24 protein-coding genes are annotated in these 25723 nt (G+C 41.8%); 19 read left to right on the forward strand and 5 right to left on the reverse strand.

Annotation, left to right across the window (positions count from 1 at the left end):
- Positions 1-3: 3 nt before the first annotated feature.
- From IPJ09_05520 to IPJ09_05550, 7 genes are all read left to right on the forward strand, one after another.
- Positions 4-1071, forward strand: coding sequence for a beta-propeller fold lactonase family protein (locus IPJ09_05520; GenBank protein ID MBK7370887.1), 1068 nt, complete (start codon positions 4-6; stop codon positions 1069-1071).
- A 449-nt stretch (positions 1072-1520) separates the two neighbouring features.
- Positions 1521-1754: a hypothetical protein gene (locus IPJ09_05525; GenBank protein ID MBK7370888.1), complete on the forward strand. Its 234-nt coding sequence runs from the start codon at positions 1521-1523 to the stop codon at positions 1752-1754.
- Positions 1755-1793: 39 nt separating this feature from the next.
- Positions 1794-2039 (forward strand): DUF4190 domain-containing protein, encoded by a 246-nt coding sequence (locus IPJ09_05530; protein ID MBK7370889.1) that lies wholly within the window; start codon positions 1794-1796, stop codon positions 2037-2039.
- A 123-nt stretch (positions 2040-2162) separates the two neighbouring features.
- Entirely contained in the window at positions 2163-2777 is a 615-nt protein-coding gene (locus IPJ09_05535; protein ID MBK7370890.1) for a LamG domain-containing protein, read from the forward strand.
- Positions 2778-2819: 42 nt separating this feature from the next.
- The gene (locus tag IPJ09_05540; protein ID MBK7370891.1) at positions 2820-3905 is read left to right on the forward strand and encodes a gliding motility-associated C-terminal domain-containing protein; all 1086 of its coding nucleotides are present in this window, start codon (positions 2820-2822) and stop codon (positions 3903-3905) included.
- A gap of 310 nt (positions 3906-4215) precedes the next feature.
- A complete protein-coding gene (locus IPJ09_05545; protein ID MBK7370892.1) occupies positions 4216-4947 on the forward strand; it encodes a hypothetical protein in 732 nt (243 codons plus the stop codon).
- 39 nt (positions 4948-4986) lie between these two features.
- Entirely contained in the window at positions 4987-5157 is a 171-nt protein-coding gene (locus IPJ09_05550; GenBank protein MBK7370893.1) for a hypothetical protein, read from the forward strand.
- Positions 5158-5425: 268 nt separating this feature from the next.
- Here IPJ09_05550 and IPJ09_05555 read toward each other — a convergent pair whose 3' ends face one another.
- The 3 genes from IPJ09_05555 to IPJ09_05565 form a co-directional block, all read right to left on the reverse strand.
- Complete coding sequence (locus tag IPJ09_05555; protein ID MBK7370894.1) at positions 5426-6478, reverse strand: DUF1080 domain-containing protein; 1053 nt, start codon at positions 6476-6478, stop codon at positions 5426-5428.
- A gap of 923 nt (positions 6479-7401) precedes the next feature.
- Positions 7402-8346, reverse strand: a complete 945-nt coding sequence (locus tag IPJ09_05560; GenBank protein ID MBK7370895.1) for a hypothetical protein — start codon at positions 8344-8346, stop codon at positions 7402-7404.
- Positions 8347-8396: 50 nt separating this feature from the next.
- Entirely contained in the window at positions 8397-9221 is an 825-nt protein-coding gene (locus IPJ09_05565; GenBank protein MBK7370896.1) for a prolipoprotein diacylglyceryl transferase, read from the reverse strand.
- A gap of 582 nt (positions 9222-9803) precedes the next feature.
- On the opposite strand from IPJ09_05565, the gene IPJ09_05570 reads away from it, so the two are divergent.
- The 12 genes from IPJ09_05570 to IPJ09_05625 all read left to right on the forward strand — a co-directional run bounded on the left by IPJ09_05570 (position 9804) and on the right by IPJ09_05625 (position 21029).
- Entirely contained in the window at positions 9804-10478 is a 675-nt protein-coding gene (locus tag IPJ09_05570; protein ID MBK7370897.1) for a hypothetical protein, read from the forward strand.
- Between the two features lie 179 nt (positions 10479-10657).
- Positions 10658-10876, forward strand: a complete 219-nt coding sequence (locus IPJ09_05575) for a helix-turn-helix transcriptional regulator (GenBank protein ID MBK7370898.1) — start codon at positions 10658-10660, stop codon at positions 10874-10876.
- The gene (locus tag IPJ09_05580; GenBank protein ID MBK7370899.1) at positions 10873-11202 is read left to right on the forward strand and encodes a HipA N-terminal domain-containing protein; all 330 of its coding nucleotides are present in this window, start codon (positions 10873-10875) and stop codon (positions 11200-11202) included. Before IPJ09_05575 ends, IPJ09_05580 begins: the two co-directional genes overlap by 4 nt.
- Positions 11199-12143, forward strand: coding sequence for a HipA domain-containing protein (locus tag IPJ09_05585; protein MBK7370900.1), 945 nt, complete (start codon positions 11199-11201; stop codon positions 12141-12143). Before IPJ09_05580 ends, IPJ09_05585 begins: the two co-directional genes overlap by 4 nt.
- Before the next feature lie 158 nt (positions 12144-12301).
- Positions 12302-12724, forward strand: a complete 423-nt coding sequence (locus IPJ09_05590) for a LytTR family transcriptional regulator (GenBank protein ID MBK7370901.1) — start codon at positions 12302-12304, stop codon at positions 12722-12724.
- 159 nt (positions 12725-12883) lie between these two features.
- The gene (locus IPJ09_05595) at positions 12884-14449 is read left to right on the forward strand and encodes a type I restriction-modification system subunit M (GenBank protein MBK7370902.1); all 1566 of its coding nucleotides are present in this window, start codon (positions 12884-12886) and stop codon (positions 14447-14449) included.
- Positions 14450-14617: 168 nt separating this feature from the next.
- Positions 14618-15001, forward strand: coding sequence for a GxxExxY protein (locus tag IPJ09_05600; protein MBK7370903.1), 384 nt, complete (start codon positions 14618-14620; stop codon positions 14999-15001).
- Between the two features lie 21 nt (positions 15002-15022).
- Positions 15023-16036, forward strand: coding sequence for a virulence RhuM family protein (locus tag IPJ09_05605; GenBank protein ID MBK7370904.1), 1014 nt, complete (start codon positions 15023-15025; stop codon positions 16034-16036).
- 55 nt (positions 16037-16091) lie between these two features.
- Entirely contained in the window at positions 16092-16871 is a 780-nt protein-coding gene (locus IPJ09_05610) for a restriction endonuclease subunit S (GenBank protein MBK7370905.1), read from the forward strand.
- A gap of 71 nt (positions 16872-16942) precedes the next feature.
- Positions 16943-17413 carry a restriction endonuclease subunit S gene (locus tag IPJ09_05615; GenBank protein ID MBK7370906.1) on the forward strand — a complete coding sequence of 157 codons (471 nt, stop codon included), beginning with the start codon at positions 16943-16945 and terminating at the stop codon, positions 17411-17413.
- 298 nt (positions 17414-17711) lie between these two features.
- Entirely contained in the window at positions 17712-18122 is a 411-nt protein-coding gene (locus IPJ09_05620; GenBank protein ID MBK7370907.1) for a GxxExxY protein, read from the forward strand.
- Between the two features lie 18 nt (positions 18123-18140).
- A complete protein-coding gene (locus tag IPJ09_05625) occupies positions 18141-21029 on the forward strand; it encodes a type I restriction endonuclease subunit R (GenBank protein ID MBK7370908.1) in 2889 nt (962 codons plus the stop codon).
- Between the two features lie 183 nt (positions 21030-21212).
- Here IPJ09_05625 and IPJ09_05630 read toward each other — a convergent pair whose 3' ends face one another.
- The gene (locus IPJ09_05630) at positions 21213-24383 is read right to left on the reverse strand and encodes a gliding motility-associated C-terminal domain-containing protein (GenBank protein ID MBK7370909.1); all 3171 of its coding nucleotides are present in this window, start codon (positions 24381-24383) and stop codon (positions 21213-21215) included.
- Positions 24384-24464: 81 nt separating this feature from the next.
- Positions 24465-25616, reverse strand: coding sequence for a gliding motility-associated C-terminal domain-containing protein (locus tag IPJ09_05635; GenBank protein MBK7370910.1), 1152 nt, complete (start codon positions 25614-25616; stop codon positions 24465-24467).
- Positions 25617-25723 lie beyond the last annotated feature (107 nt).

The raw sequence follows: 25723 nt of genomic DNA on the forward strand, positions 1-25723 counted from the left end.
AAAATGATTCAACGGCGTGACGCGCTCAAAGCACTGTTTGCCCTTTTTGTCCGCCTGCCGGGGATGGCGCAGGGGCCCTCCGTCTCGACACTCATCGGGACAGGTTCGGGCGGATACTCAAATCGGCAAGTCAACAACCCCTACGGTCTCGCAATCGGACCTGACGGGGCGCTTTATTTCTGCGATTTGGACAATCAACGCATCCGTAGACTCGACCTCAGGACTCGCCAAACGCAGACCGTGGCGGGGAACGGACAGAAAGGTTATTCGGGTGATGGTGCAGCTGCGACAAAGGCCTCACTGAACATGCCGCACGAGATACAATTCGACGCTGTAGGACATCTCTACATCGCTGAGCGAGACAATCATGTGATTCGCAAGGTAGATGCTTACACCCACACCATCTCAACGTTTGCAGGCACCGGGACTCCTGGATTTTCGGGCGACGGAGGGCCTGCCTCCGCGGCGCAACTGCGCCAGCCTCATAGCATTGCTGTAGACCCGTCGCGCCGATTCTTGTTTATCTGCGACATCGGTAATCACCGGGTACGGCGGGTGGAGTTCGCGACGGGCCTGATAGACACCTTCGCCGGCACCGGTGACCAGCAGCCAACCCCTGATGGCGCTCCCCTGAGCGGTACACCACTCCATGGGCCAAGGACCATTGCCTTCGATCCAGCCGGCGACTTGTACCTTGCGCTGCGGGAGGGCAATGCAATCTACCGCATTGATAGCGCCTCTCTGACCCTTCATCATTTAGCCGGAACCGGGGAGAAAGGGTACTTCGGAGACGGTGGCCAGGCGCGCCTGGCCAAATTAGGCGGGCCGAAGGGCCTGGCCTGGAGCCAGGATTTATTGTACGTAGCGGACACCGAAAACCATGTCATTAGGGGGATTGAATTAAAATCGGGACTGATTCACACCGTGTTGGGTACCGGTCGGCGGGGCGACGGACCAGAACCTGATCCCCATCGCTGTGCGCTCGCGCGACCGCACGGCGTGCTGGTAGACGCTCACGGAGTCTTATATGTGGGTGACAGCGAGGCCCACCGGATTCGAACACTCCGTTGAGGTGCATCGCGACAGTGTCCTCTATTATAATTGTAGCCAACAGGGCGTGTGCTTCAGGTGAGGCTGTGGCATTGTTACGGTCATCTCCTATCTGTTATGGTGATTATGCAGAGCATCCTGGACAGACGGGTCGCTCAAGTATGCTGTGCGCATCACGAAGCTGACAGGGTTGGAAGAAAAGGTGTCATGAAGGCTAGGCCCATTAAGCATCAGTGCTTCAATTTATTGCATAAATATTATCATTGAAATGCTTAACTTTCATTAATGAAATGTCCCAGAATAAAAATCAGTCAATTCATAACATAGGACTTTCTCAAAAACTTCGATTAAAAGGAAAATTCGAAACATTCACAAACACAGATGATCTGTCCAATTATATTCTAAAAAGATGATAATAAATATCAAAGTGTTGTACCATGAAACTAATATTTTACCTGATTTTCTAAAAAATGAATAAATCAATCACCTTTTGTTTTCTTCTGGCTTTATGTATGATGGCGCCACTTTTGGGGATAGCAGGAGTAGTTCAAGGCGAGACACAAAAACTCCTGCGCTCTGAAATTAGCCCAAAAGCAGAAGACTTATTTAACCTTGACAGAAAAGATCTAGAAGCAAAAATTGGTAGAAAACTAAAATTAAAGGAAAAAATAGTGTTAAAACTCATCGAACTCAGACTAAACTAGCAAACCAAAACAACTCCTGAAGAAGCAAAGACCGACTCCATGGCAATTTTAGGATTTTCAATTAGTGTAGCAAGCCTTCTGTTAGGTATTAACCTCTTTATTTTTTTATCAATATTCGGTGGGCTCCTTGGAATACTTTTTAGTTCCATTGCATTAAAAAGAATTAAACGGCAACGGGTACCAAGAAAAGGAAAAGGATTAGCAGTTGCTGGACTGGTTACAGGAATAGTGGTAGCAGGAGCATGGCTGATATTTATATTAGGATTTCTATTGGCATTTGCGTAGATATAAAAAAACGGACAAAACAATGGCTCTTCGTCCATGACAGCGAATCAAAAGCTCACGCCATATTTCTGACACATTTTATAGTCCGTCGTTCCATGTAAGTGAAAAACAGAACCCAAGTAAATGAATAAATATGTATTATTGTTTTTTCTCGTCTTGATAAACCAGGTTTGTCCTTGCCAATCTAATAACATTGCTTTTTTTCCTTTTAATGGAAACGCCGGCGACCTTTCATCAAATGGGCTAATCGGCACAGTCACAGGAGCGGTATTAACTGAAGATAGGTGCGGCCATCCAAACTCGGCATATTATTTTGACGGTGTGAATGATGTTATTACGATTCCTGATAATAACGTGCTTGATATTGGCAAACAAGATTATTCAATAGTGGCATGGATTAAGACTTCAAGTTACAATTGGGGCCGAATTATTTCAAAAGGAAGTTCGAGTTGTCAAACAGGCTATATGATGAGAACAGGAAGTTCAAGTGCATCAAAAATACATTTAGAAAATGCGTATCAATCAAGTTGCAAAGTTTATCTCGCAGGAACAACCACAATAAATGACGATCAATGGCACTGTGTTGCAGGCGTTGTGAAAAGAGATTCATTTGCACAAATTTATATTGACGGAGTATTTAATACACAACAGACCATTGCCACCTCAAATTTTGACTTAACCAATAATAACGAATTACTCATAGGGGCAAATTATCAAAATTCAATTTACCCAGAATGATTTAAAGGGACCATTGACGATGTAAAAATATTTAATAAATTCTTGTCCATTCAGGAAGTAAATAATGCTTGTTTTAATTTATATGAAATAGTTGATAACATTAATATATGCGCAGGTGAAAATTATCAAGGACACAGTGCTACCGAGATTTATTATGATACAGTCACTTGCAATTCAGTTCGAAAGACAATATTGACTGTTTTGCCCCAAAAGGCCGGAACAGTATATAAAAGCATTTGCCAGGGGGAAACATTTGAAGGGCATGGGACGACGGGTATTTTTATCGATACACTTTTAAAGAAAGCATCAAATGGTTGCGACAGTATTCGAACGATTAACCTATCAGTTTTGTCCAAAAAGGCACGAACTTTAAACCAAAAAATTTGCAATGGGACAGTTTTTGCAGGATACACTACTGCCGGCACTTATGTTGATACGCTAATAGGAATGGCATCAAACGGATGCGACAGCATCAGAACAATAAACTTAACTGTAAACCCCAATTATCAAATCAAAGAAACAAAAACCATCTGTGCGGGATCAAGCTATGATTTTAACGGACAGATGATTTCAAACGAAGGCGAATATTTGGATACTATTCATACTCTATCCGGGTGCGATAGTTTGATAATATTGGATTTGAAAATTGCTCGTAATGATTTTTTGGGTTATGATACTTCTATTTGTATCGCGAGAGACTTCCTTTTGAAAAGCCCATCTGACAACACTTCTTGGTTTGACAATACAACGGCCAAAACCAAAATAATATACAAAACTGGAACCTATTGGGCAACAATATTGGATGCAAATGGTTGCGAAATAGTTGATACAATTTATATTCAATTCAATGTCAAATCATTTGTCCCGAATGTTTTTAGTCCAAATGATGACGGTATAAACGATTGTTTTTTTCCCAATTTTTCAGAATTGTCTTTTGTCTCCTATCGGCTTGGCATTTTTGACAGGTGGGGAAGTTTGGTTTTTCACACAGAAAACCCACAAAGTTGTTGGGACGGAGGAAGCAGCGGTGAAAAGTGTGATGCTGGGGTTTATACTTATTTCATTGAAATCGAAACAGAATTTTGTAAAAAGACGATAATAAAAGGAGATGTAACTTTAATAAAATAAATATAGCAAGAAACAATGCACTCAAGCCATCTGACGCCAATGCGCAACCATCAAGCCCAACGCTTGCGTCAGTATGCGAGAATGCTTACTTCATCTCCGCGAAAAATTGAAAAAACGATAGGCTGACCGTTCATGAATTTTACCCCCTTGGCGCACAATGGCATCGTCATGGCAGCTTCCCGTTGCGCATCGTTTATGAATCAACAAGAGACTCGATCGGATCGAATACAAGCTGACAGGCAGAGGAACTTACCCGTATCTTTATACTCCATTTGCATGATTTTATTTAAATTATTTAAACCGAAGTATCATGAGCAATCAAACCTATCAAAATGCGAAAAATCAATCGGTGACTTGTAAATCGGGAACGCCGGTTAAATTTGATGCAAACGGCAAAGTCGTGTCGGCCGTGCTGGCGTCCAATGCCACCTATCAAAATGCCAGAAATCAATCGGTCACTGCCCTGGCAGGTACCGAAATTGATTTTTTTGCAACCGGGAACGTTTTCGGTGCTACTGTAGCAAATAACAGTACCTATCAGAATGCCAGAAATCAATCCGTTACAGCCCAGGCAGGGTCCAGGATCGATTTTTTTGAAACCGGGAGCGTTTCCGGTGCTACAGTATCCAGTAATAGTACTTATCAGGATGCCAGAAATCAATCGGTCACAGCCCTGGCAGGGTCCAGAATTGAGTTTTTTGCTGCCGGGTATGTTTTAAGCACTACCGTAACCAGTAATAGCACGTATCAAAACGCAAGAAATCAATCGGTTACTGTTGCGGCAGGGGCCAGCATTGAATTTTTTGCTAATGGGTATGTTTTGAGCGCTACCCTCGCTAGTAACAGCACATATCAAAACGCAAGAAACCAATCGGTCACTGCCCGGGCTGGATCCAGCATTGAATTTTTTGCCACCGGGTATGTTTTAAGCGCAACCGTAGACAGTAATAGCACGTATCAAAATGCCATAAATCAATCGGTCACTGTCATGGCTGGTCACATGATTCGCTTCACCGATACCGGTTATGTATCATTGATTTAAGGCTAAACTAACCATTTATCTGGGTACACCTTATGGCCTGTGACCTGCCTAAAGGCGTGTTATTCAGAGGTGGAGCCTAAGGACATTTATGCAAGTACTTGCCCCGCGATAGAAATGGAGAGAGCCCACCTTAATTTTGTGCGCGAAGAAGGACAGACCATCTTTTATGAAGACATCGAAGTAGGTACCAGGCGAGCAGACTTTGTATGACCGGAGAGCCAATTATTCCAAACAGGAAATAAACTATAAAAAAGCTATTACGACCATGTATGCCATGTCCATCGTCCATACGACTTTCACCTTTTTCATCATTTATTTCCCTGTTTTCGCCAGTCTACTCCTGTATACCTTGCTGTTCAGCATGTTTTTATTCCCGGTCTGCTATACTAACCTGGTAATGAAATTTCAAAAAAGAAAATCCGTCGCACCAGGAGTATAGGATCAGCTGATAACCGGAGGTTTATTTTTACTGTTTAGCTCACTTTGCGATCGGGGTCAGCACCAGGTTTCGGTACTCCACCTTACCGTGGTCACCCTGCAGATAAATGGGGCCGGGAGTATTCACATCCGATTTCATGGCTCCTCCGGTGGGTCCGTATACGGGCTGGTTGTCGATGATCTTAGTGCCATTGAGGAGTACTGTGACATGACGGTCACACAGCGTGATGTCCAGTGATTGCCAGCTTCCGGCCGGCTTTTCAGCGCTCACGGAGGGCGTCAGGCGGCTGTAAAGGGCTCCCATATTGTGCGAGTCGAGCGGCTTTTTGTAAGAATCGAACACCTGGATCTCATAGATGCCACGCAGGTACACTCCGCTGTTGCTGCCCTCCGGCACATTCACTTCGAGCTTCAGATTAAAGTCTTCAAATTCCTGCTCCGTGCGAAGATTGCCGTAGCTGATATGTTCCTGTCCTTCCACTTGTGCAGGATTGGTACCGAGAATGCCCTCTTTGGCATAAAATCCATTTTTTTGTTTTTCATTGATCAGCTTCCAACCGGTCAGGTCCTTCCCGTTAAACAATTGGATGGGTTGACCCCATTTGGCAGCAGCCAAATCAGGCGCAGCAGGAGGCGCCATCAATTTCGTGCCGGTGAACGCAGTCGAATCCACTCCGATGCCATTTCGTTTAGGCCTTAACAGGTAGCCGCCTATTTTATCTCCATTTTTGGATACTTCCAGCCAGTTAGTGGCTTGCTGGGTGCGAATCGGGGCATTGCTGGCATCCTTGGTCCGCACGACATTGTCTATGCGGTCAACGATCAGATGATTCGAATTGTCCATATATACATTCGCTACCGGAGATACACTGCCGCCGACCCAAAGCAGGTCGGCATCCAGATAGCCAGCCTCCTGGCGCACTTCGAGCCAACTCACTCCACCCCCATCCACATCGATGGTCCACTGACCCAGGAATTCGCTGATATCAGATTTTTTTTGTGCCGGCGCCGCTTCCTGTTTAGCTGGTTCCGTACACGACGTGAAGAATAAAGAAATTAATAATGCGGCGAAGAATAAAAGCTTGGTTTTCATCGAAAGATAGTTTGAATAATGATCAATGTATAAATGTGAAATTTACTTGTAGGCAAACAGGAGGAGGTAATAAAGAGTTGAACATCCGGAAAAACGGCTGTCCATCACACCACCTTTACCTGATCCTTATTTTGCTGAAGGCAATTTTTCACATAAAGATAATGAAAGGCTATAAATTAGACACTAAAATGGGTTTTGGGGGTTTCGATTTTTCTTGCCTTCACCACACCTATCCCTGCAAGCAGCGATTCATTTAAAATATGGTGCACCGGAGGTGATCACGGTCCGGGAGGTTGGAATACCCACTCCGGGTGACCAAGTGTGGTACGTGTGACGACAGACCGTCATAGAAACATGACCAGACAGAATCTATTAAAACATTACAACTTGTTGATATTATTAAGGCTATCTCTAATAACCTAGTTTTGTTCAGAAATTGGTTGTTATAAAATTAGACGAGGCGAGTTGAAGGCGCATAGTCCCGTCGATCTTGACGGAATAACTAAAAATCAACGAAGTATAACTTTAAAAGAACCTATTAGGTAATATTATTAAAATTACCGTTCGGTCAAAAGGAGGTTATTAGAGGTAGCCTTAAGTCTTTGGTTTTATCATTTTTTATTTCTGAATGATTCACCTTTTAAATCTATTCTGTGTGCTTGGGTTGTCAATCTGTCCATAATAGCAGCAGGAATACCCTCGACTATATTGCCAAGATAGCCCAACTGATACCCACCATGGGTGTACCTGTTGGATTCGTGGCTAATTCCGGCTGATCAAAACATTAAGAAAAACTGCCATGAATGCTTACCACATTAGACTTCTGAAAGATGTTATCGTAAAACAGGTTGAAAGCCGTATCCCCAGCCCCTCCCTCATCCGGCAGAAGGACTTCCCCCTATGGGAAAGTTTTAAACAGTTACTCAGAAGTCTTTCCTTCTTTTCCCTTCGCTAAAGCCAAACCGATAACTAAGTCCGAGGGAGAACTGGGGGTAGTTTTTATCATTGCCATATCTGCGTGTGCCCCATAAATACATAGGTTCTAGCACTAACTTGTTTTCAATCGGGAAATATCCGGACAGATAATTAATTTTATCGGTATTGGAACCATACCGCAAATTTGTTCCGTTATTGGTACCCAGTCCAGTGCCAATACCTAGCTGCTGCCTGAAACCCGGGAGCGCAGAAGGAAAAAAGTCGGCATAATGATAATCGACAAAGATCCATCTTTCAGGGCCAGCACGGAAATAAGCCTGTGGAATAACATTCTTGTTTTTACTTCCCGATGTTGGGATACCTGTTCCATCCTCTCGTAAGTTTTCAGTAATATAGGTAAGATTTCCCAGGTGCACACCTCCACCGAAACCTAGCCAGTTGGTTTCAAAACCAAAATAAGGTGTTACTCCAAACATGGTTGTGTTTGTAATATTATTATCTGATAAACGGGTTTCACGATGGTTGCCCGACATTGCTTTTGCCCCGTATCGAAATAGTTGTTTTTGTTCAGGATTATCTTCTGTAAATTCAAACGCAACAGCACCCAGAGTATATTCCTGTTTAAAATATTCGGTCGAACTTACCCTGTCGCATCCACTACCTTGTCCGATAGTATGGCTGTTCTCGAAATTTCCGGAGCCAAAACCAATTTTAATCGATTTGTACTTATTTACGAGAACCGAATCCTGCTGTCCGGCGGGAAACGTTTGTGCCATGATGATGAACGGCAAAACAATAGCTGTGGCGTAAACCAGGCGATAAGGAGAATAATAAAAGTGGCGGATCACAAAGGATCCAAGCAGTACAACTGCCACCGAAAATGTAATCAGCAAGGCTACTATTTCAGGAAAAACAAACCAGGATTGCATCATCCGGAAGCAACATAAAAGAAGGAAGAACACGAAAAACGCCTGTGCCAGACCTACATCAGATGCCTGTATATTCGGAACAGATTGAATGCTAGCTTTTCCTTTTTCCAGAGCATCAAGGAAAGTATAAGAATCAACGGAACCAGAACCAGTTGTGTGACATTAAAAACCGAAACCATTTCGCCGCCAACCGTGTGCGCATGTACATCCCTGAAAAATTCAGACACAAACCGGACGACAAAGATCAGAACCATTGAAAGCAGGAGCGAACTGCCTGCCGCTTTAAACGTTTTCCGGAATTTAAGGATAAGAAATACAACAACGATCAATCCAGCCATTTCATAGAGTTGTACGGGATGCACCGGAAGCGATAATAAATCGTGGGTACTGATCAGTTTATCGTTGAACTGATGGAAATGCGGCAATGTGTATACCGGATATTTTACAGCCCAGGGTAAAGTACATATTTTTCCGTAGCAGCATCCAGTAACAAAACAACCTATTCGCTGAATGGCAATTCCAACAGGTATCGCCACGGCGAAAGCATCCAGAATATTATGTTTGAACCGAAACACATAGCGTACGGCCATCAGACCAATTCCGATAAATAATAATCCGCCCAAAAGCGACTTGGATGAAGTTTCGGGCAATTGAAACCTTGAAAACAAAAAGTAAAAGTCATTTGCTGAATAGGTTCCGATTTTTGTACCGGAAATAAATAGCAGATGTGTAATTAAGATTATAAAAATCCACTTCAATAGGGGGAATTTTCGGCGGTATCCCTCGTATAACAAAATACAGAGGGTAATTAAAAATGCCAGATTATAAATTAGGTTATACCAAGGCCCATTGGATGCAACAATCAGGTAATCTTCCATAACTCATTGATTTAATGTCCATGTTAATTATTAAATATACCATAACTGTCAAAGGAAAATACTGACAGTGGTCATAAGAAGTACATAATTAATATCCATTTATAGGAATTGTAGTATTGGAGATTGGGCTTGTTAGCTTCATATATGAGAGTCCAACATTCAGACATTTAATGATCGTACCTGACCGAGATCATTTTCAAAGACTTTTAATAAACTTAACTTTCATGTGTTATTTACAGTAAATTCTATCTATTGAAAAATGAGGAAAGCAAATAAACAGAAATCTGTTATTGACTTTCACTCGAGTCCTTTAAAATGTCAGCCCAACCCAATCCCTATTGTATTATCTCTTCCATACCACCCAACCTTTTAATTTCTGCCCCCCACCCCATCGCCCAACTCATCACTTAAATATGTATTTTAGCGACCATATAGAGCAACCTACATGGCAGAAGACAAAAAACAGCTACTTGAACAAAAACTTTGGAGCATCGCAGATACTCTCCGGGGCAAAATGGATGCGGACGATTTTTAATCCAAATACCAGCCAGGTTTTAGGGGAAAGGACCATTCCCGGACAATTTGCTGGATGACAAAGAGAATGTTTTAGAATCTGTTAAAAAATTCATGAATGGTGCTCAGCGTGGCATTTTCGAAAATCTATTACTATATCTCGAAAGCAATAATGCCAATTTTGATTATATCGGCAATGAAAGCCTTGAAAAGTTAAGCACTGTAGCTGAAAGTTCTGCTCCCTACAAAGGCACTTTAATGCAGGAAGCCAAAGCTGCCTTAGAACTCATTCACAAGGAAGAGGCAGCACAGCAAAAGTTGGAAAGAAAAACAGCCACAGAAGCCATTCAGCAAAGCATTGATAAACTGAAATCATTTGTCGATTTCGCAAAACTGGATACCAAACAACAAGATGAAATTATTGCTCCCTTTGAGAGGGTAATAAATAAAATTGAACAGGAAAGGTTCATTGGTAATATCCCTACAAAAGCAAATAACGCAACAACCGATTTGTATCAAAAGCAATTAGAGTTAACGGTGCGTTGGGCAAACCCGCCAAAGACAGATGAACCCGGCAGCAATGAGCCTGCTAAACCGAAAATTGTTTTTGTAAGAAAGGAGAGTGTAAAAATAAACTTCACCAAACCGGTATTGGAAACCAAGCAGGAAGTGGAAGAATATTTGGCTGCATTGAAAGAACAGTATTTAAGAATTTTTGACGAAGACAAACGCATTTCGCTTTAGTTGGCAGTGTTTGGTTGGTTAGTTGATGATTGATAGTTGATGGGGATGTAAGTAGCGAAATATTATACCAATATTATACCCGAAAAGGTATAAAATGAAGTTAAAGAATAAAATTATACCCGTTATGGTATAAATTAAATTGAATTGATTAAATTTGCACCCTAAAGGGTATAATAAAAATGAATCTATCATCTTTTGTAAAGCAATTACGGAATACATCAAGTATCACACAGGTGGAATTGGCTGAGAAGGCCGGGGTTGGTTTACGCTTTGTTAGAGAGCTGGAACAAGGCAAGGAAACGCTGAGGCTCGATAAAGTAAACCAGGTATTGAACCTGTTCGGCTACGAAATGGGACCGGTAAAATCCGAACAACCAGCAACTAACAACCAACAATGAGAAGGGCTGAAATAAAAGTGCACAACGAACTGGCCGGTTGGCTGAATGAAGATGAAAATGGATACCACTTTCAATATGCACGTGCCTACCTTCAAATGAAGGATCCGAAGCCTGTTAGCCTCACACTGCCGCTTCAGGAAAATGAATTTACAAGCAAAGTATTGTTCTCGTTTTTTGATGGATTAATACCAGAAGGATGGCTACTGAACATTGCTGAAAAGAATTGGAAACTGAACCCCAGAGACCGAATGGGCTTACTCCTTGCATGTTGTAAAGATTGTATTGGTGCAGTTAGTGTTCATCCAATAAATGAAAATGAAACATGAGTAAACGTTGCCTATACTGTTACCAAATCCTGCAGGAAAATGAAACTGATTTTCATGCAACCTGCAGCAAAAAGATATTTGGAGTACCCATTCCGCCTGTATTACCCTATTCGGAAGAAAATATGAATGAGTTGGCAGCTCAAATCATACAATCTCAAACTACAGTTACCGGAGTGCAACCAAAATTATCGCTTCATCTGGCATCAGCAGAACAACCAAAGTTTGCCAAGCGATTCACGATTGTAGGCATGTGGGGTGGATATATTCTAAAACCCCCTTCACCTCATTACCCACACCTTCCGGAAGTAGAAGATCTTAGCATGCATTTGGCAAACCTTGCAAAAATTAGAGTTGTGCCACATAGCCTCATCCGCTTAACATCTGGAAATCTGGCCTATATCACCAAACGAATAGATAGGGTAAAGAAGGAGAAGCTTCACATGGAAGACATGTGTCAACTCACAGATAAATTGACAGAAAACAAATACAGAGGATCTCATGAACAAGTGGCAAAGGCCATTTTAAAATTTTCTGCAACGCCTGGTTTAGATGTCATCAATTTTTTTGAATTGGTTTTGTTCTCCTTTCTTACCGGAAATGCAGACATGCACCTTAAAAATTTTTCGTTGATTCATCAACCTATCAATGGCCCTGTTTTTTCTCCGGCCAACGACTTGGTAGCCACTGCATTGGTAAATCCTGATGATGACGAAGATTTGGCATTAACGCTAAATGGTAAAAAGAAAAAAATCAACCGAAATGACTTTATAGTGGCATTTACCACACTTGGACTGGATGCAAAACAGCAGGCAAATATTTTTAAGAAAATGGAAAAGGCAAAATCAGTTTGGTTTGATTTCATCGACATCAGCTTTTTAAATGACGAAATGAAAGGGGCATACAAAAACCTAATTCATGATCGATTCACCAGATTGTATTAACCAACGACCATCAACCATCAACTTAAAAAACTTCGCTAAAGAAGCCCGTATTAAACTGCTCGATCAGGTGGGCCGTAAGCAGGAATTTGTGTTAACACACGATAAGGCAGAGTTGCGGGGCAAGTATTAACAAATACAAAGATGAAGTTGTCACCATTTTGAGCAAACCCTTTTGGGATCATTGGGCGACCACTGAAGAAGAAATTGCCCAAAAAATCAAAGAGATTAAATTAACTAAACTTAAGAAAAAATATGAGGAGAAAATATCATTTCGAGTCAAAAACGAAACCTATTATCTAAAACCAGATGATCTCTATTTTATTAAAATCGAAGAGAAAAGCAAAAACGCAACGAGAGTAGGCTTGCTCTCGGAAGTTTTGATAGTAAACAAATCTATTGCTAAGTGGATAGAGGCATTACCCAAACAGTTTATACAGATCAGGAGACAAACCATCATCAATGTAATTCACCTCAGCAAGTATGATCATAAAGAAAACACTTTGCTTTTAAAAGGTTTGGAAAATAAAAAAATTCACGTAGGAAGGGGATTTAGGGGGGTACTGGGCGGGGAGGATGTTTAAAAATCTATTTATTTTTTGATCGAAATATACTCTTAAAGCATACTTTGTGCCCTACCTTTTGGTAATGCATTGAATGGCACTTGATATTTCCTACCCTCCACCCCATCGCCCAACTCATCACTTAAAGATGTATTTTAGCGACCCTATAGAGCAACCTACATGGCAGAAGACAAAAAACAGCTACTTGAACAAAAACTTTGGAGCATCGCAGATACTCTCCGGGGCAAGATGGATGCGGACGATTTCAGGGATTATATCCTGGGCTTTATCTTCTATAAGTACCTGAGTGAGAAGATGCATCATTACGCAGATTATGTCCTTAAACCGAACAACATTACCTATCTGGCCATTGACGAAGACAATGAAGATGATAGAGAAATGCTCAATTATGTGAGAGAGGAGTCATTGCATTCATTGGGGTATTTCCTGAAGCCGTCGGAACTTTTTGGAGCTTTGGCTTCCAGAACAAATGCTGAAGGCAAAGCACATTTTATCCTGGCAGATTTGACCAGAATACTGAATAATATCCAACAGAGTACGCTTGGCACCGCTAGTGAAGAAGACTTTAGCAATCTTTTTGAAGACCTCGACTTAACGAGTAGCAAACTCGGCAAAACAGAAAGTGCTAAAAATGAACTGGTGGTTCGTATCATGCAGCAACTGGATCAGGTAGATTTTGAGGTTGAGAATGTGGAACATGATGTCTTAGGTGATGCCTACGAATACCTCATTGGTAAGTTTGCCAGTGGAGCCGGTAAAAAAGCAGGCGAGTTCTACACCCCTCAGCAAGTAAGTATGGTGCTGGCCAGGTTGGTTACTGTGGGTAAAACCAAACTGAAAACGGTGTATGACCCTACCTGCGGTTCCGGATCTCTATTGCTACGGGTAGCCAGGGAAGTAAAAGAAGTAGGTGCATTCTACGGACAAGAGAGCAACCCTACTACCTTCAACCTTTGTCGCATGAATATCATCATGCATCGTGTGCACTTTAAAAAATTTGACATCAGAAATGAAGATACCCTGGAGCGGCCTCAGCATATCGACCAGCGCTTCGAGGCGATAGTAGCCAATCCTCCTTTCTCCGCACAATGGAGTGCCAGCCCACTATTTATGAGTGATGACCGGTATGCCCCCTATGGACGACTTGCTCCTAAAGGCACGGCTGACTTTGCTTTTGTGCAGCACATGATATATCAACTGTCTGATACCGGCACCATGGCCTGTGTCCTGCCTCACGGCGTGTTGTTCAGAGGTGGCGCCGAAGGACATATCCGCGAGTACCTGATTAAAGAAAGAAACTACCTCGATGCAGTGATTGGTCTGCCCGCCAACATCTTTTACGGCACCGGCATACCTACCTGCATACTCGTGCTGAAGAAAAAACGCGAACATGCCGATACCGTATTGTTCATAGATGCCAGCCAGCATTTTGAAAAAGTAAAAACACAAAACGTATTGCGGCCGGAGGACATTGACAGAATTATTGCCACCTACAAAACCCGCGTTGCCGAAGACAAGTACAGCTATGAAGCACCCCTCAGCGAAATAGCTGAGAACGACTACAACCTGAACATACCCCGCTATGTAGATACCTTTGAAGAAGAAGAAGCGGTGAACTTAAAAGCGGTATCTGCTGCACTCAAAAAACTAGAGGTGGATATGAAAGATACGGATGCTACGATTGCGGAGTTTTGTAAAGAACTAGGAATAGATACACCTTTTTAATTGTCAGAATCAGGATTTTCAGGATTTTAGGATTAGCAGGATTAGATTAACATGATTTGATTAGCAGGATTTGAGGAGCGACAGGATATGAGGATATGAGGATGAGCAGGATTTGATGAACAGGATTTGAAAATGAAGAAAAAATAGTAGGACTTTATTTTTGGAAATATGCAGCTTGAAGACATAACTTATAAGATTAATGGCTGTGCAATGAAAGTGCACAATACCCTGGGCAATGGATTTCAGGAAGTGATTTACCAGCGATGTATGGCTATAGAACTTGCGAAAGCAAATCTGAATTTTGTGCGTGAAGAGGAACAAGATATTTTTTATGAAGGCATGCATGTAGGCACGCGGCGGGCTGACTTTGTGGTAGAAAAACTGATCATTGTAGAATTGAAAGCAATGATCAATCTGGAAGATGTGCACCTAGCGCAAGCTAAGAACTATCTGGTGGCCTATGGTATGCCCTTGGGCTTGCTCATTAACTTTGACGGAAAGAGTCTACAGTTTAAAAAGGTATTCAACTCTCAGCACCGATTGGAGAATTAGAATGATTATTCGAAAAACAGCATGCCAGAAGAAAATAAAATAATCATATACCACACCCCGGACGGCAAAGTCTCCATATCCCTCATGACTGATGATGGAACCGTATGGATGAACCAAAACCAGTTGGCAACACTTTTTGACACCTCTGTACCCAATATCAGCATGCACATATCTAATATATTGGAAGAGAATGAGTTGTACAAAAATTCAGTTATTAAGGATTACTTAAGTACTGCCGCTGACGGCAAGAACTATAAGGTGGCTTTCTACTCCTTGGATATGGTACTGGCTATCGGATTCCGGGTGCGGAGCAAACGAGGTACACAATTCAGGCAATGGGCCAACAGCCACTTAAAAGAGTACATGGTCAAGGGGTTTATTATGGATGACGAGCGCCTCAAAAATCCGGATGGCCGACCTGACTACTTTGATGAGCTACTCGCGCGCATCCGTGATATACGCGCGTCTGAGAAAAGGTTTTATCAAAAAGTGCGCGACCTGTTTGCCTTGAGCAGCGACTATGATAGTACGGACAAGGCTACTCAGATGTTTTATGCCGAGACACAAAACAAACTGCTCTATGCCATTACTAGCCAAACCGCTGCGGAGATAGTGGTCAGCAGGGCAGACCCCAATGAGCCCAATATGGCCCTGACCTCCTGGAAAGGTACCATCGTAAGGAAGCAGGATATCTATATCGCCAAAAATTATTTAAACCAGGACGAACTCGATAGTCTCAACAGGTTTGTCACTGTATTTTTAGAGACGGCAGAGCTACGGGCCAAAAACAGGCAGGGTATCACCCTAGATTTTTGGCCAGATAGTGCAGACAAAATCATTGCATTGAATGATAAAGTACTACTTCATCATAAAGGTAGTATTAGTAACACTGAAATGGAAAAACTGGTAGAGGGACGCTATGAAAAATTTGATGCAAATAGAAAACTACAGGAAGCCCGACAGGCAGATACACAGGATATGGATGAATTGAACGAACTGGCGGATAAAATAAAAAGGGAGAAAAGTCTTAGCTAAGTAATAACAATCGAAACATTTAAAAAATAGGCAAGCCATATAACTAACGAAATAAATGACAGTAAAAAATAAAAATATGCCAGCCTTAAGATTTAAGGATTTTGATGATGTTTGGTTGGGTAAACTATACGGTGATGTATATTCATTTTATACTACGAATTCTTATTCAAGAGAGAAGCTGAATTATGAAAGTGGGTTTGTTAAAAACATCCATTATGGTGACATCCATACAAAATTTTCTACTCAATTTAATATTCAAAAGGAAGACATACCATACCTAAATTCAGATGTCGATATTAGTAGAATTAAAGCAGATAGTTATTGTCAAGAAAAGGATTTAGTCATTGCTGACGCATCTGAAGACTATACTGACATTGGCAAGACAATTGAACTAATAAATCTCAATAATGAAAAAGTAATTGCGGGACTCCATACTTTCTTAGCGAGACCTAATAAACACGAAATGGCCAAGGGTTTTGCTGGATATTTAGTTCAATCAACAAGATTCAGGAAACAAGTGATTGTTATTGCTCAAGGAACAAAAGTACTTAGTCTCTCTACTGGTCGCTTATCCAATTTAACACTAAACATCCCCACCCTACCCGAACAACAAAAAATTGCCTCCTTCCTATCCTCCATAGACGAAAAGATACACCAGCTCACCCGAAAAAAAGAATTGCTGGAGCAATATAAAAAGGGGGTGATGCAACAGATCTTTTCTGGAAAATTGAGATTTAAATCTGAAAATGGGAAGGCGTTTCCGGAGTGGGAGGAGAAATTGTATGAGGATATTTTTTCATTCTATACCACAAATTCTTTTCAAGAGATAATCTAAATTATGAAAGTGGTAAGGTCAAGAATATTCACTATGGAGATATTCATACTAAATTTTCATCACGTTTTGAGGTGCTTGAAGAGGTCGTGCCTTATGTAAATCCAAATGTTGATTTATCTAAATTGAAAGACGAGAATTATTGTCAAGAAGGTGATTTAGTAATTGCTGATGCTTCAGAAGACTATGCTGACATTGGAAAGTCGATTGAGCTAATTAAATTGAATAATGAAAAAGTAGTTGCAGGCTTACACACATTTTTGGCTAGACCCAATAAAACAAAAATGTATATTGGGTTTTCAGGTTATTTGGTTCAAGCCCCTTATGTTCGAAAGCAGGTTATGACGATTGCACAAGGAACAAAAGTCCTAAGTCTTTCACCAGGTCGTTTGGGAAAAGTTAAACTCGAAATCCCTTGCGTTGAAGAACAACAAAAAATCGCCAACTACCTATCCACCATCGACACCAAAATAGAAAGCGTAGCTAACCAAATCACCCAAACCCAAGCGTTTAAAAAAGGGTTGTTGCAGGGGATGTTTGTCTGAACTATGATTTTTGTGATTAAATGATTTTTATGATTAATAGATGCATAAATGAAAAGATCAGGAAAATGAAATCACAGTAATCAAAAAAAGATCTGAACTATGATTTGTGTGATTAAATGATTTATATGATTTTAAATTTATACATGATATGATCAATGAAAGAAAATCACAGCCATCAAAAAAAAATCTGAACTATGATTTTTGTGATTAAATGATTTATATGATTTTAAATACACACATGAAAAGATCGACCAAATGAAATCACACAATCACACAAATCAAAAAAATCACAGTTCAGATGATTGACCAGAAGTACAAATATTCAGAATTGACTTCCAAAATTATTGGATGTGCCATGACCGTGCACAAGGCCCTGGGTAATGGGTTTCAGGAAGTGATTTATCAGCGTGCACTTGCTATTGAAATGGAGTTGGCTGATATTTGGTTTGGTCGTGAATTTGAAATGCCCATATATTACAGAGACTTGCATATTGGTACCCGGCGCGTGGATTTTTTGGTACAGGATACCATATCGGTGGAGTTAAAAGCCATTACCAAATTAGAGGATGTTCATTTGGCTCAGGCCATTAATTATTTGGAAGCTTATAATTTAGAGGTAGGTTTATTAATTAATTTTGGCGAAACAAGCCTAAATTTCAAGCGATTAACCAACAAGAAATTCAAATCAGAGGAATCAAAAAAATCATAAGAATCATAACACAGAACATTGCACCAATCCGAAGCCATATTAGAAAACAATCTCATCAAGCAGTTAACTAGCTTGGGGTATGATTTAATTCAAATTCATGATGGGGAGGCCCTACTTGCCAATCTTAAAGCGCAGTTAGAAGCCTTTAACAACACTTCCTTCACACCAAAAGAATTTGGCGCTATCCTCAACCACCTGGCCAAGGGCAATGTATTTGAAAAGGCCAAAACGTTACGAGATCGGTTTCACCTGGTCAAAGAAGATGGTAGCCTGCCGGACGGGCAGGGCACTTCGTTTTATGTGCGATTCTTTAATAATGAAGATTGGTCCCAAAACAGGTACCAGGTCACCAACCAGGTCCAGCAGGAAGGATCATTTTTTAACCGGTACGATGTCACGCTGTTGGTGAATGGTCTACCCTTAGTACAAATAGAACTGAAGCGTACCGGTATCGAGATCAAAGAAGCATTCAATCAAATCAACCGGTACCAGAGACATTCATTTTGGAGTAATCACGGCTTATTTCAGTATGTGCAAATATTTGTGATCAGCAATGGTGTGAATACCAAGTATCTGGCCAATAATCCACTCCAGTCCGTAAAACAAACCTTTTATTGGGCAGATGAGCACAATCGAAATATGACCGATTTAGCTGCCTTTGCAGCTTCTTTTCTCCATACAAACCACCTGGGTAAGTACCTCTCTCATTTTATCGTCATGAATGAGACCTTTAAGAATATGATGGTACTGCGACCGTATCAATATTTTGCTACCGAAGCCATCATCCAGCAGGTCATCAACAGCCGTGACAATGGGTATATCTGGCACACTACAGGATCTGGTAAAACGCTCACCTCCTTCAAAGCCAGTCAGATCATTATGGATATACCCGGGGTGTACAAAGTGATATTCGTAGTAGATCGCAAAGATCTGGATTACCAGACCATGCAGGAGTTTAACAGCTTTAAAAAAGGAAGTGTAGATGTCACTGACAATACCCTGGCCCTGGTGAAGCAACTCACAGATGATACCAAATTGGTCCTGACTACGATCCAGAAGCTAAACAATGCGATCTCGAAGGCTTATTATGAACATCGGTTGGAGCATTTAAAAGATAAAAAGATCGTGTTCATCTTTGATGAGTGCCACCGGTCCCAGTTTGGTGCTACCCATGAGCGGATCACCAGTTATTTCCATCAGAGTCAATTGTTTGGTTTTACCGGCACCCCCATCTTTGCAGACAATGCCAATAAAAATGAATATGGCAAACGGACTACCAAAGACTTGTTCGGCAAGTGCCTGCATAAATATGTGATCACTGATGCTATCCGTGACCAAAACGTACTTCGGTTTGGTATAGAGTACATAGGCAAATACAAACAAAAAGGCAATACATTTATTGATATTGAGGTGGAGGATATCGATAGGGCTGAGGTGTATAGCGATACCAAACGACTGGAGAAGATCGTGGATTACATCATAGCCTATCACGGGGTAAAAACTTTTAATAAAGCGTATTCAGCACTTTTCGCCACGACCAGTATAGATACCTTAATAAAGTATTATGAAATCTTCCGGAGGAAGAAAGCTGCAGGAGAGCACGACCTTCGGATAGCGACCATCTTTACCTTTGGTACCAACGAAGAAGATGATGACGCAGGCGATTTTTTACCTGACGATGACTGGCAAATATCAGATCCTGAAGCCTTTAGTAAGCCGAGTCACACCCGGGACAAACTGGAGGAATATATAAGAGAATACAATCAACTGTATGGTACTTCCTTTACTACTAAGGATAGTCAGCAATTTGAGAATTATTTTAAAGATATCAGCAAACGACTAAAGGAACGGGAGAAAGAGACTTTTAACGATGAAAAGGATCGGTTGGACATCGTCCTGGTGGTTAATATGCTTTTGACTGGATTTGATGCCAAGAAAGTGAATACGCTGTATGTAGACAAGCATTTAAAACACCATGGATTGATCCAGGCCTATTCCCGTACCAATCGGACCTTTGGGGAGCAGAAATCCCAGGGAAATATCCTTTGCTTTCGCAATCTCAAAGAGTCTACGGATAAAGCCATCACCCTGTTCTCTAACAAAGAAGCCATCGAAGAAATCATACTCCCACCGTATGAGAAGCTCGCTGAAAAGTTTGAGGAAGCTTTGAAGAATCTGTTGGCCGTGGCCCCCTTCTACCAGATCGTGGATGCATTCGAAACCGAAGAGGAGGAACAGTCCTTTGTCAAAGCCTTCCGCGCCTTACTGCGAATAAAAAATGTATTGGCTTCTTATGCTGATTTTAGCTGGGAGACTTTGGGTATCGACGAGCAGACTTTTGAAAACTATAAGAGCAAATACCTGGATCTCTACGACAAAGTAAAACGTGAAAACGCCAAAGACAAGACCTCCATCCTGGAAGACATTGATTTTGAGCTCGAACTGATACATCGTGACCTCGTCAATGTGACTTATATCATCAAGCTGATGGCCAGGTTAAAACAAGCCAGGACCACTGAAGCAGCAAAACAAAAGAAAGCCATCATAGATCTACTGGGTGGTGACCTACTGCTTAGGAGCAAACGTGAACTTATAGAGAAGTTTATAGAAGAAAACCTGCCCCATATAGAGGATGCAGATAATATCCAGGATGAATTTGAAAAATACTGGCAAGATCAAAAAGTATTAGCCCTGGCCAAGCTATGTGACGACGAACACCTGGACAAAGACCAATTTAATTCCCTCATAGAAGCCTATATATTCAGCGGCCAGGATCCCCTGCGTGACGATGTCCTGAGGTGTTTGGGTGACAGGCCGAGCATCCTTGTCGCAAGGGAGATCGGAGAGCGGATCATACAGAAGATGAAGGAGTATGTGGAAGTATTTGTGAATGGGATGGCAGCTTAAGGTATAGGGATTTCAAAATTAGTCGTTTTTAATTCAAGGGCGCAGGCTCTAGCTTCCAATTGCGGGGCAGTGCGGTTGAATGCTGCATCAAGTGTATGTTTTTAATAAGGGGAGGTATCACAGTATCAGCGCACTCCATTCTTATTATAAAATCCAAATTCATTTTATTTAAATCGCAGTCCCCTACCTCATAATCACCACATACCCCTTTATCGGGGCGTTTATGCTCCCCAGATCCAGCAGATAATAGTATGTGCCTGAAGGCAATGGTAACCCTTGAGTATTGGTGCCTTCCCAATTATTTCTATAATCATCCGTATGAAAAACCAGGTTGCCCCACCGATTGTATACAGTAAGTTTGGTAGGTTTTGGGCCGAAAGCTCCAGGGCAGTTTTGTAAAGCCTCGACAAAAAAGTATCTGTTCTCACCACTTGGCCCGGTTGGGAATATGACATTGGGCAGGACTAAATGGTTACGATCCAGGCAAGGTGATTCGATCTCAAATTCAATCTTAGAGAAACTGCATACTTCAGGACATGCTTGTAGACAAACCTTGTAATTTAATACTTCTTTACCGGAGAAGGTTCGACTTGGGGTGAAGGTGCCTTTGCCAGTAGATTGAGAGTAGATGATAGCGCCATTTTGGGGATTGTCGATCGTCACTACCACCGGTGTTCCTGGCAATAAGTTATCATTGCTCAAAACATCAAATAACTGAGCAGTAAGATATTTTAATTTATAAAAGTCCGGTTGAATGGGTATGATCACCCCGGTGTTAGATTGCCTTAAGTTGATACTCAATTCATTTAAGGCGCTAAATTTTGTGCGGCAATTATTGGTCTCTGTGATGGTGACTTTATATGACCCGGCAGAGAGTCCGGTGCGACTTCCGAGGTTTATTGGCGTATCGCTCCAAGTATAGCGGTACGGGGGTGTGCCGCCAGTCATCGCCAAAGAGATCTGGCCATCCTTGGCGGGGTAGCATGATTCAAACCTGGATACTACATTGATGGTGTCCAGCAGTTTGGGTTGTACAAGATTGATTACCGTATCGATAAAACAGCCTGAGCTTTCTGCTACCCGGACATTATAGATGCCCGCCGGCAGATTATTAAATATGGCTGGTCTCAAATTATCAGATTTAGTGCCAATGGATGCAGACGATAGGGATACCTGATCGCCAGTCATCAAAGAGCCATCTGAAAAGGTTCTTCCAATCGTCAAGCGGCCATCAGTATTACCAAAGCATCGTGGATTATCAATAGTGAGCGAAAGGTTTATATGCTTTTGAACAGCCAAACTAAAATAAGGTGTAGTATCGGAACACCCTTTGGCATCTCGCACTATCAAACGAATTGGAATTTCACTTACAGAACTAAAATTATTACCGATCTGCGTCCCTGCTCCTTCCCAATTGGCTAGAAATGGAGGAAAAGCACCGGAAGGGTTGGCGAGCACTCTTCCATCATTGACTCCGCTGCACCGGGGCAGTCTATCGATGGTATAGGCTGCTTGCACGCCTTCATTGATTAAGGTCACACTATCCGTTTTTACACATCCTTGTGCATCGGTTATTTTGACCGTATAAGTGCCTGGACCGAGGTTGGTGATTCGATCACTTACGCTATTGGTAGACCATTCAAATCGATAAGCAGGGGTCCCTCCAGTAACTGCAGCTAAAATGCGGCCATCCTTGCCTTTGCAGGATATATTGGCCCGGTTACTGAAATCTATCGAAATATCTGTGATGGCTGAACTGATGGTAAAGGTATCCGTCACCGAAGAGCCTGTCGCATCTTTGGCTATAAGCTCGTAGGCTCCGGAGGCAAGATTAGAAAATATGGGAGTAGGTGCCAAAGCCTGTGCAAAACTGAGGGTGTCCGTGACGGCAGGGTTGGCGATCAATTTATATCTGATGGCGTAGGGGCCGGCACCTCCAAAAACCTGTCCGAACAATGTCTGCCCACATTGTAAATAATTAGCATCCAGGTCAGAGGATGGAGTAATATTCATCGTACAATCGAATACACTACCGGTAGCGGTGTTTATCGGTATAGAATTGCCATCCGCATCAGAGAGTTCGAGTCGGGGTAATGTAGGGCCCGGATTAGGCAATATCCTAACAGTATTTGGACCAGGAGGACCTTTTATTTTAAAACATAATTCCACTAAAGGTAATTCGTTTGTAAAATCATAAGAATTGAGATTAAAATCCACCCAGAAAAATTTGATAAAACCCTGAGCTACTGAATTGGTGACAATGGTATTATCCACAGTTGTTTGGAGAATAGGATTAAGATTTTTAGCACCGACATATTCTAATGATTGAGGATTAAATCCTACCGTAAATTGAGCTGCTGTAAGGTCTGGAATTCTACCGATAGATATTGGGAAACATACTTCCTGACCGATCTGCCCATCCATACACCCTAGTTTGATCAGGCCCGGATCTTCCATGATGGTGATCCTTTCGGTGATGGAACAGCCATTGATGTCTTCGATGAGGATATCATAAGTGCCGGGTTGAGGTACGGAGAAAGTCATGGCTTTGCCATTGGTGGCAGGTCCATTGGTGAGGCGACCCTTGAGATTGGCGTCCTTATTGTTGACGATGGAGATTCGGGTATAGGTAGCTATTGGGTCAAACTCTGGTAGTCCCCCTGTGACTGTGAAAGTACCTGTGTAATTGTTAAGTCCATTGTTTGAAGCTGTCACATTGGTCATGACAAGAGCATTGAGATAAACTATTGAAAAGGCAGAGTCTTTGTTGACTGCTATGCAGGCTCCAGCTACATTGGAAGCATTTGGTTCGAAAAAGGGATTGGTAGCAAACTGATCCAGGGTAATGGGAGTAAACCAAAACTGAACCGGTTTTCCATTGTTGTAGGCATTTTGAAGATAACCGTCATTATTAAATTCTATATCCCCATTGGCAGCTCCTCTAGCCAGCCACATACCTTGAGTCTGGTTCACTGGAGAGCCATTAACGATGATCGGAGACTTTTTATTAATGCAGGCATCGTTTATGACTGCTGATAGACTGGGGCCATCTACGGTAGGCTTGCAGTTATAAAATACATAACCAATGCCGGGGATCGTAGCGGGTTTGGGATCCTGGAACAAAACATCCACTTTATTATGTACGATATTCAACCGATCTCCAAAACAGAGATACTTTATATTTTTAGACTTATTTAGCACATTACGGGTGATTTTGAAGGTGCCGGCACTAGTGCCTGCACAAGGAGCAGATCGAAATCCCGTAGATCTGCCCAGCGTCCCTTCGAAGCGCATAGCCTCAGGTCTTTGTGCTTGCAGCATTTCGATGCCACCTAAAGAAAAAATTAAAATCAAAAAACAAGGCGGAGTATCATCGTATCAGGGCATTCTATTCTTGTGATAGTATCATTATTCATTTTGATTAATCGCAGTCACCTACCTCATAATCACCACATACCCCTTGATCGGCGCACTCACACTCCCCAGATCCAGCAGATAATAGTATGTGCCCGAAGGCAATGGTAACCCTTGTGTATTGGTACCATCCCAATCATTTTTATATTCAGTATTGCGGTAGACGAGGTCACCCCATCGGTTAAATACCGTGAGTTTGGTTGGTTTTTGTCCGTAGTCATCGGGGCAATCTATTAATGCTTGGACGATGAAATATCGATTGTCATTGGAGGGTCCATCGGGGAAAATCACATTGGGGAGGACGAGGCTGTTGCGATCGGAGCAGGGAGGGAGAACATCAAATTCTACTGTAGAGGAGTCACAAACATTAGGACAGGAGACAGGGCATACTTTATACTTTAGAATCTCTTTACCAATAAATCCTAAGTCGGGAGTATAGGTGCCTTTACCTGAAGTTTGAGAATAAAAGCTTTTTCCATGTACCGGATTGTCTATGACGACCATGACATTCAAGCCCTGAGGGATAATGTCATTAGCTAATACATCGAATAAGATGGATTGGTTGTATGGGACCTTATATTGATCTGGTTTGAGAATGAACGCAGGCTTTATACTGAAAGAAATAGTAAATGTATCTTCATCAAAACAAGAACCGGACCCATCAAAAGCATACAATGTAGTGGTAGAAATTATTTTATCGCCGGGTTTATAACTCATGCCAGATTTACCGGGGCCTGAAAAATATAGTCCGTTGCCGGTCAAGTTAATCCCTTTAAGTGTGGGTAATATATAGGATGATCCACAAGATAATGCAGTGTCTCGGGGATTGTTAATTTGAGGAGCAGTGCCGGATGAAATTAATCGTATTGGGGGACTTTCCAGGGTCAGCTGTGGAGCTAACGGATTGGTTATTTTTACAGTATAAGTGCCGGTGTTGGTGGAGTTGAAGCCTATAAATGGAAGTTTATTACTCCCCTTGATTGAAATGAATGGAACGCCATCCTTAAACCAGGAGTAGGTAGAACTAGTGACCGTATCGTCGATTTTCAGGTCAAGCGTATAGTCAGTGCAGGAGGGGATGGAGATGGTGGTATCGACATAGATTTTTTGCTGTGGAGCGTAAACAAACCGATTAAATCCGCCATTATTTTCTATATGTCTCTGTACTTTCAATAGATTTTGTATTAGATGTTCAAAGGTTAGTTTATTGTCATCAATTGTATTCGAAATTAAGGAGGGATGTAGTACACTATTATCAGGAAATAAGCCTTTAAAATTAT

Source organism: Saprospiraceae bacterium, assembly GCA_016709995.1.
Classification (GTDB): domain Bacteria; phylum Bacteroidota; class Bacteroidia; order Chitinophagales; family Saprospiraceae; genus JADJLQ01.

What these genes read in the sequence shown, in the direction of transcription:
- IPJ09_05520 (MBK7370887.1), top strand. Translation starts at nt 4, where the DNA reads ATGATTCAACGGCGTGACGCGCTCAAAGCACTGTTTGCCCTTTTTGTC.
- IPJ09_05525 (MBK7370888.1), top strand. Translation starts at nt 1,521, where the DNA reads ATGAATAAATCAATCACCTTTTGTTTTCTTCTGGCTTTATGTATGATG.
- IPJ09_05530 (MBK7370889.1), top strand. Translation starts at nt 1,794, where the DNA reads ATGGCAATTTTAGGATTTTCAATTAGTGTAGCAAGCCTTCTGTTAGGT.
- IPJ09_05535 (MBK7370890.1), top strand. Translation starts at nt 2,163, where the DNA reads ATGAATAAATATGTATTATTGTTTTTTCTCGTCTTGATAAACCAGGTT.
- IPJ09_05545 (MBK7370892.1), top strand. Translation starts at nt 4,216, where the DNA reads ATGAGCAATCAAACCTATCAAAATGCGAAAAATCAATCGGTGACTTGT.
- IPJ09_05555 (MBK7370894.1), bottom strand. Translation starts at nt 6,478, where the DNA reads ATGAAAACCAAGCTTTTATTCTTCGCCGCATTATTAATTTCTTTATTC.
- IPJ09_05560 (MBK7370895.1), bottom strand. Translation starts at nt 8,346, where the DNA reads ATGATGCAATCCTGGTTTGTTTTTCCTGAAATAGTAGCCTTGCTGATT.
- IPJ09_05565 (MBK7370896.1), bottom strand. Translation starts at nt 9,221, where the DNA reads ATGGAAGATTACCTGATTGTTGCATCCAATGGGCCTTGGTATAACCTA.
- IPJ09_05575 (MBK7370898.1), top strand. Translation starts at nt 10,658, where the DNA reads ATGAATCTATCATCTTTTGTAAAGCAATTACGGAATACATCAAGTATC.
- IPJ09_05580 (MBK7370899.1), top strand. Translation starts at nt 10,873, where the DNA reads ATGAGAAGGGCTGAAATAAAAGTGCACAACGAACTGGCCGGTTGGCTG.
- IPJ09_05585 (MBK7370900.1), top strand. Translation starts at nt 11,199, where the DNA reads ATGAGTAAACGTTGCCTATACTGTTACCAAATCCTGCAGGAAAATGAA.
- IPJ09_05595 (MBK7370902.1), top strand. Translation starts at nt 12,884, where the DNA reads ATGGCAGAAGACAAAAAACAGCTACTTGAACAAAAACTTTGGAGCATC.
- IPJ09_05600 (MBK7370903.1), top strand. Translation starts at nt 14,618, where the DNA reads ATGCAGCTTGAAGACATAACTTATAAGATTAATGGCTGTGCAATGAAA.
- IPJ09_05605 (MBK7370904.1), top strand. Translation starts at nt 15,023, where the DNA reads ATGCCAGAAGAAAATAAAATAATCATATACCACACCCCGGACGGCAAA.
- IPJ09_05610 (MBK7370905.1), top strand. Translation starts at nt 16,092, where the DNA reads ATGACAGTAAAAAATAAAAATATGCCAGCCTTAAGATTTAAGGATTTT.
- IPJ09_05620 (MBK7370907.1), top strand. Translation starts at nt 17,712, where the DNA reads ATGATTGACCAGAAGTACAAATATTCAGAATTGACTTCCAAAATTATT.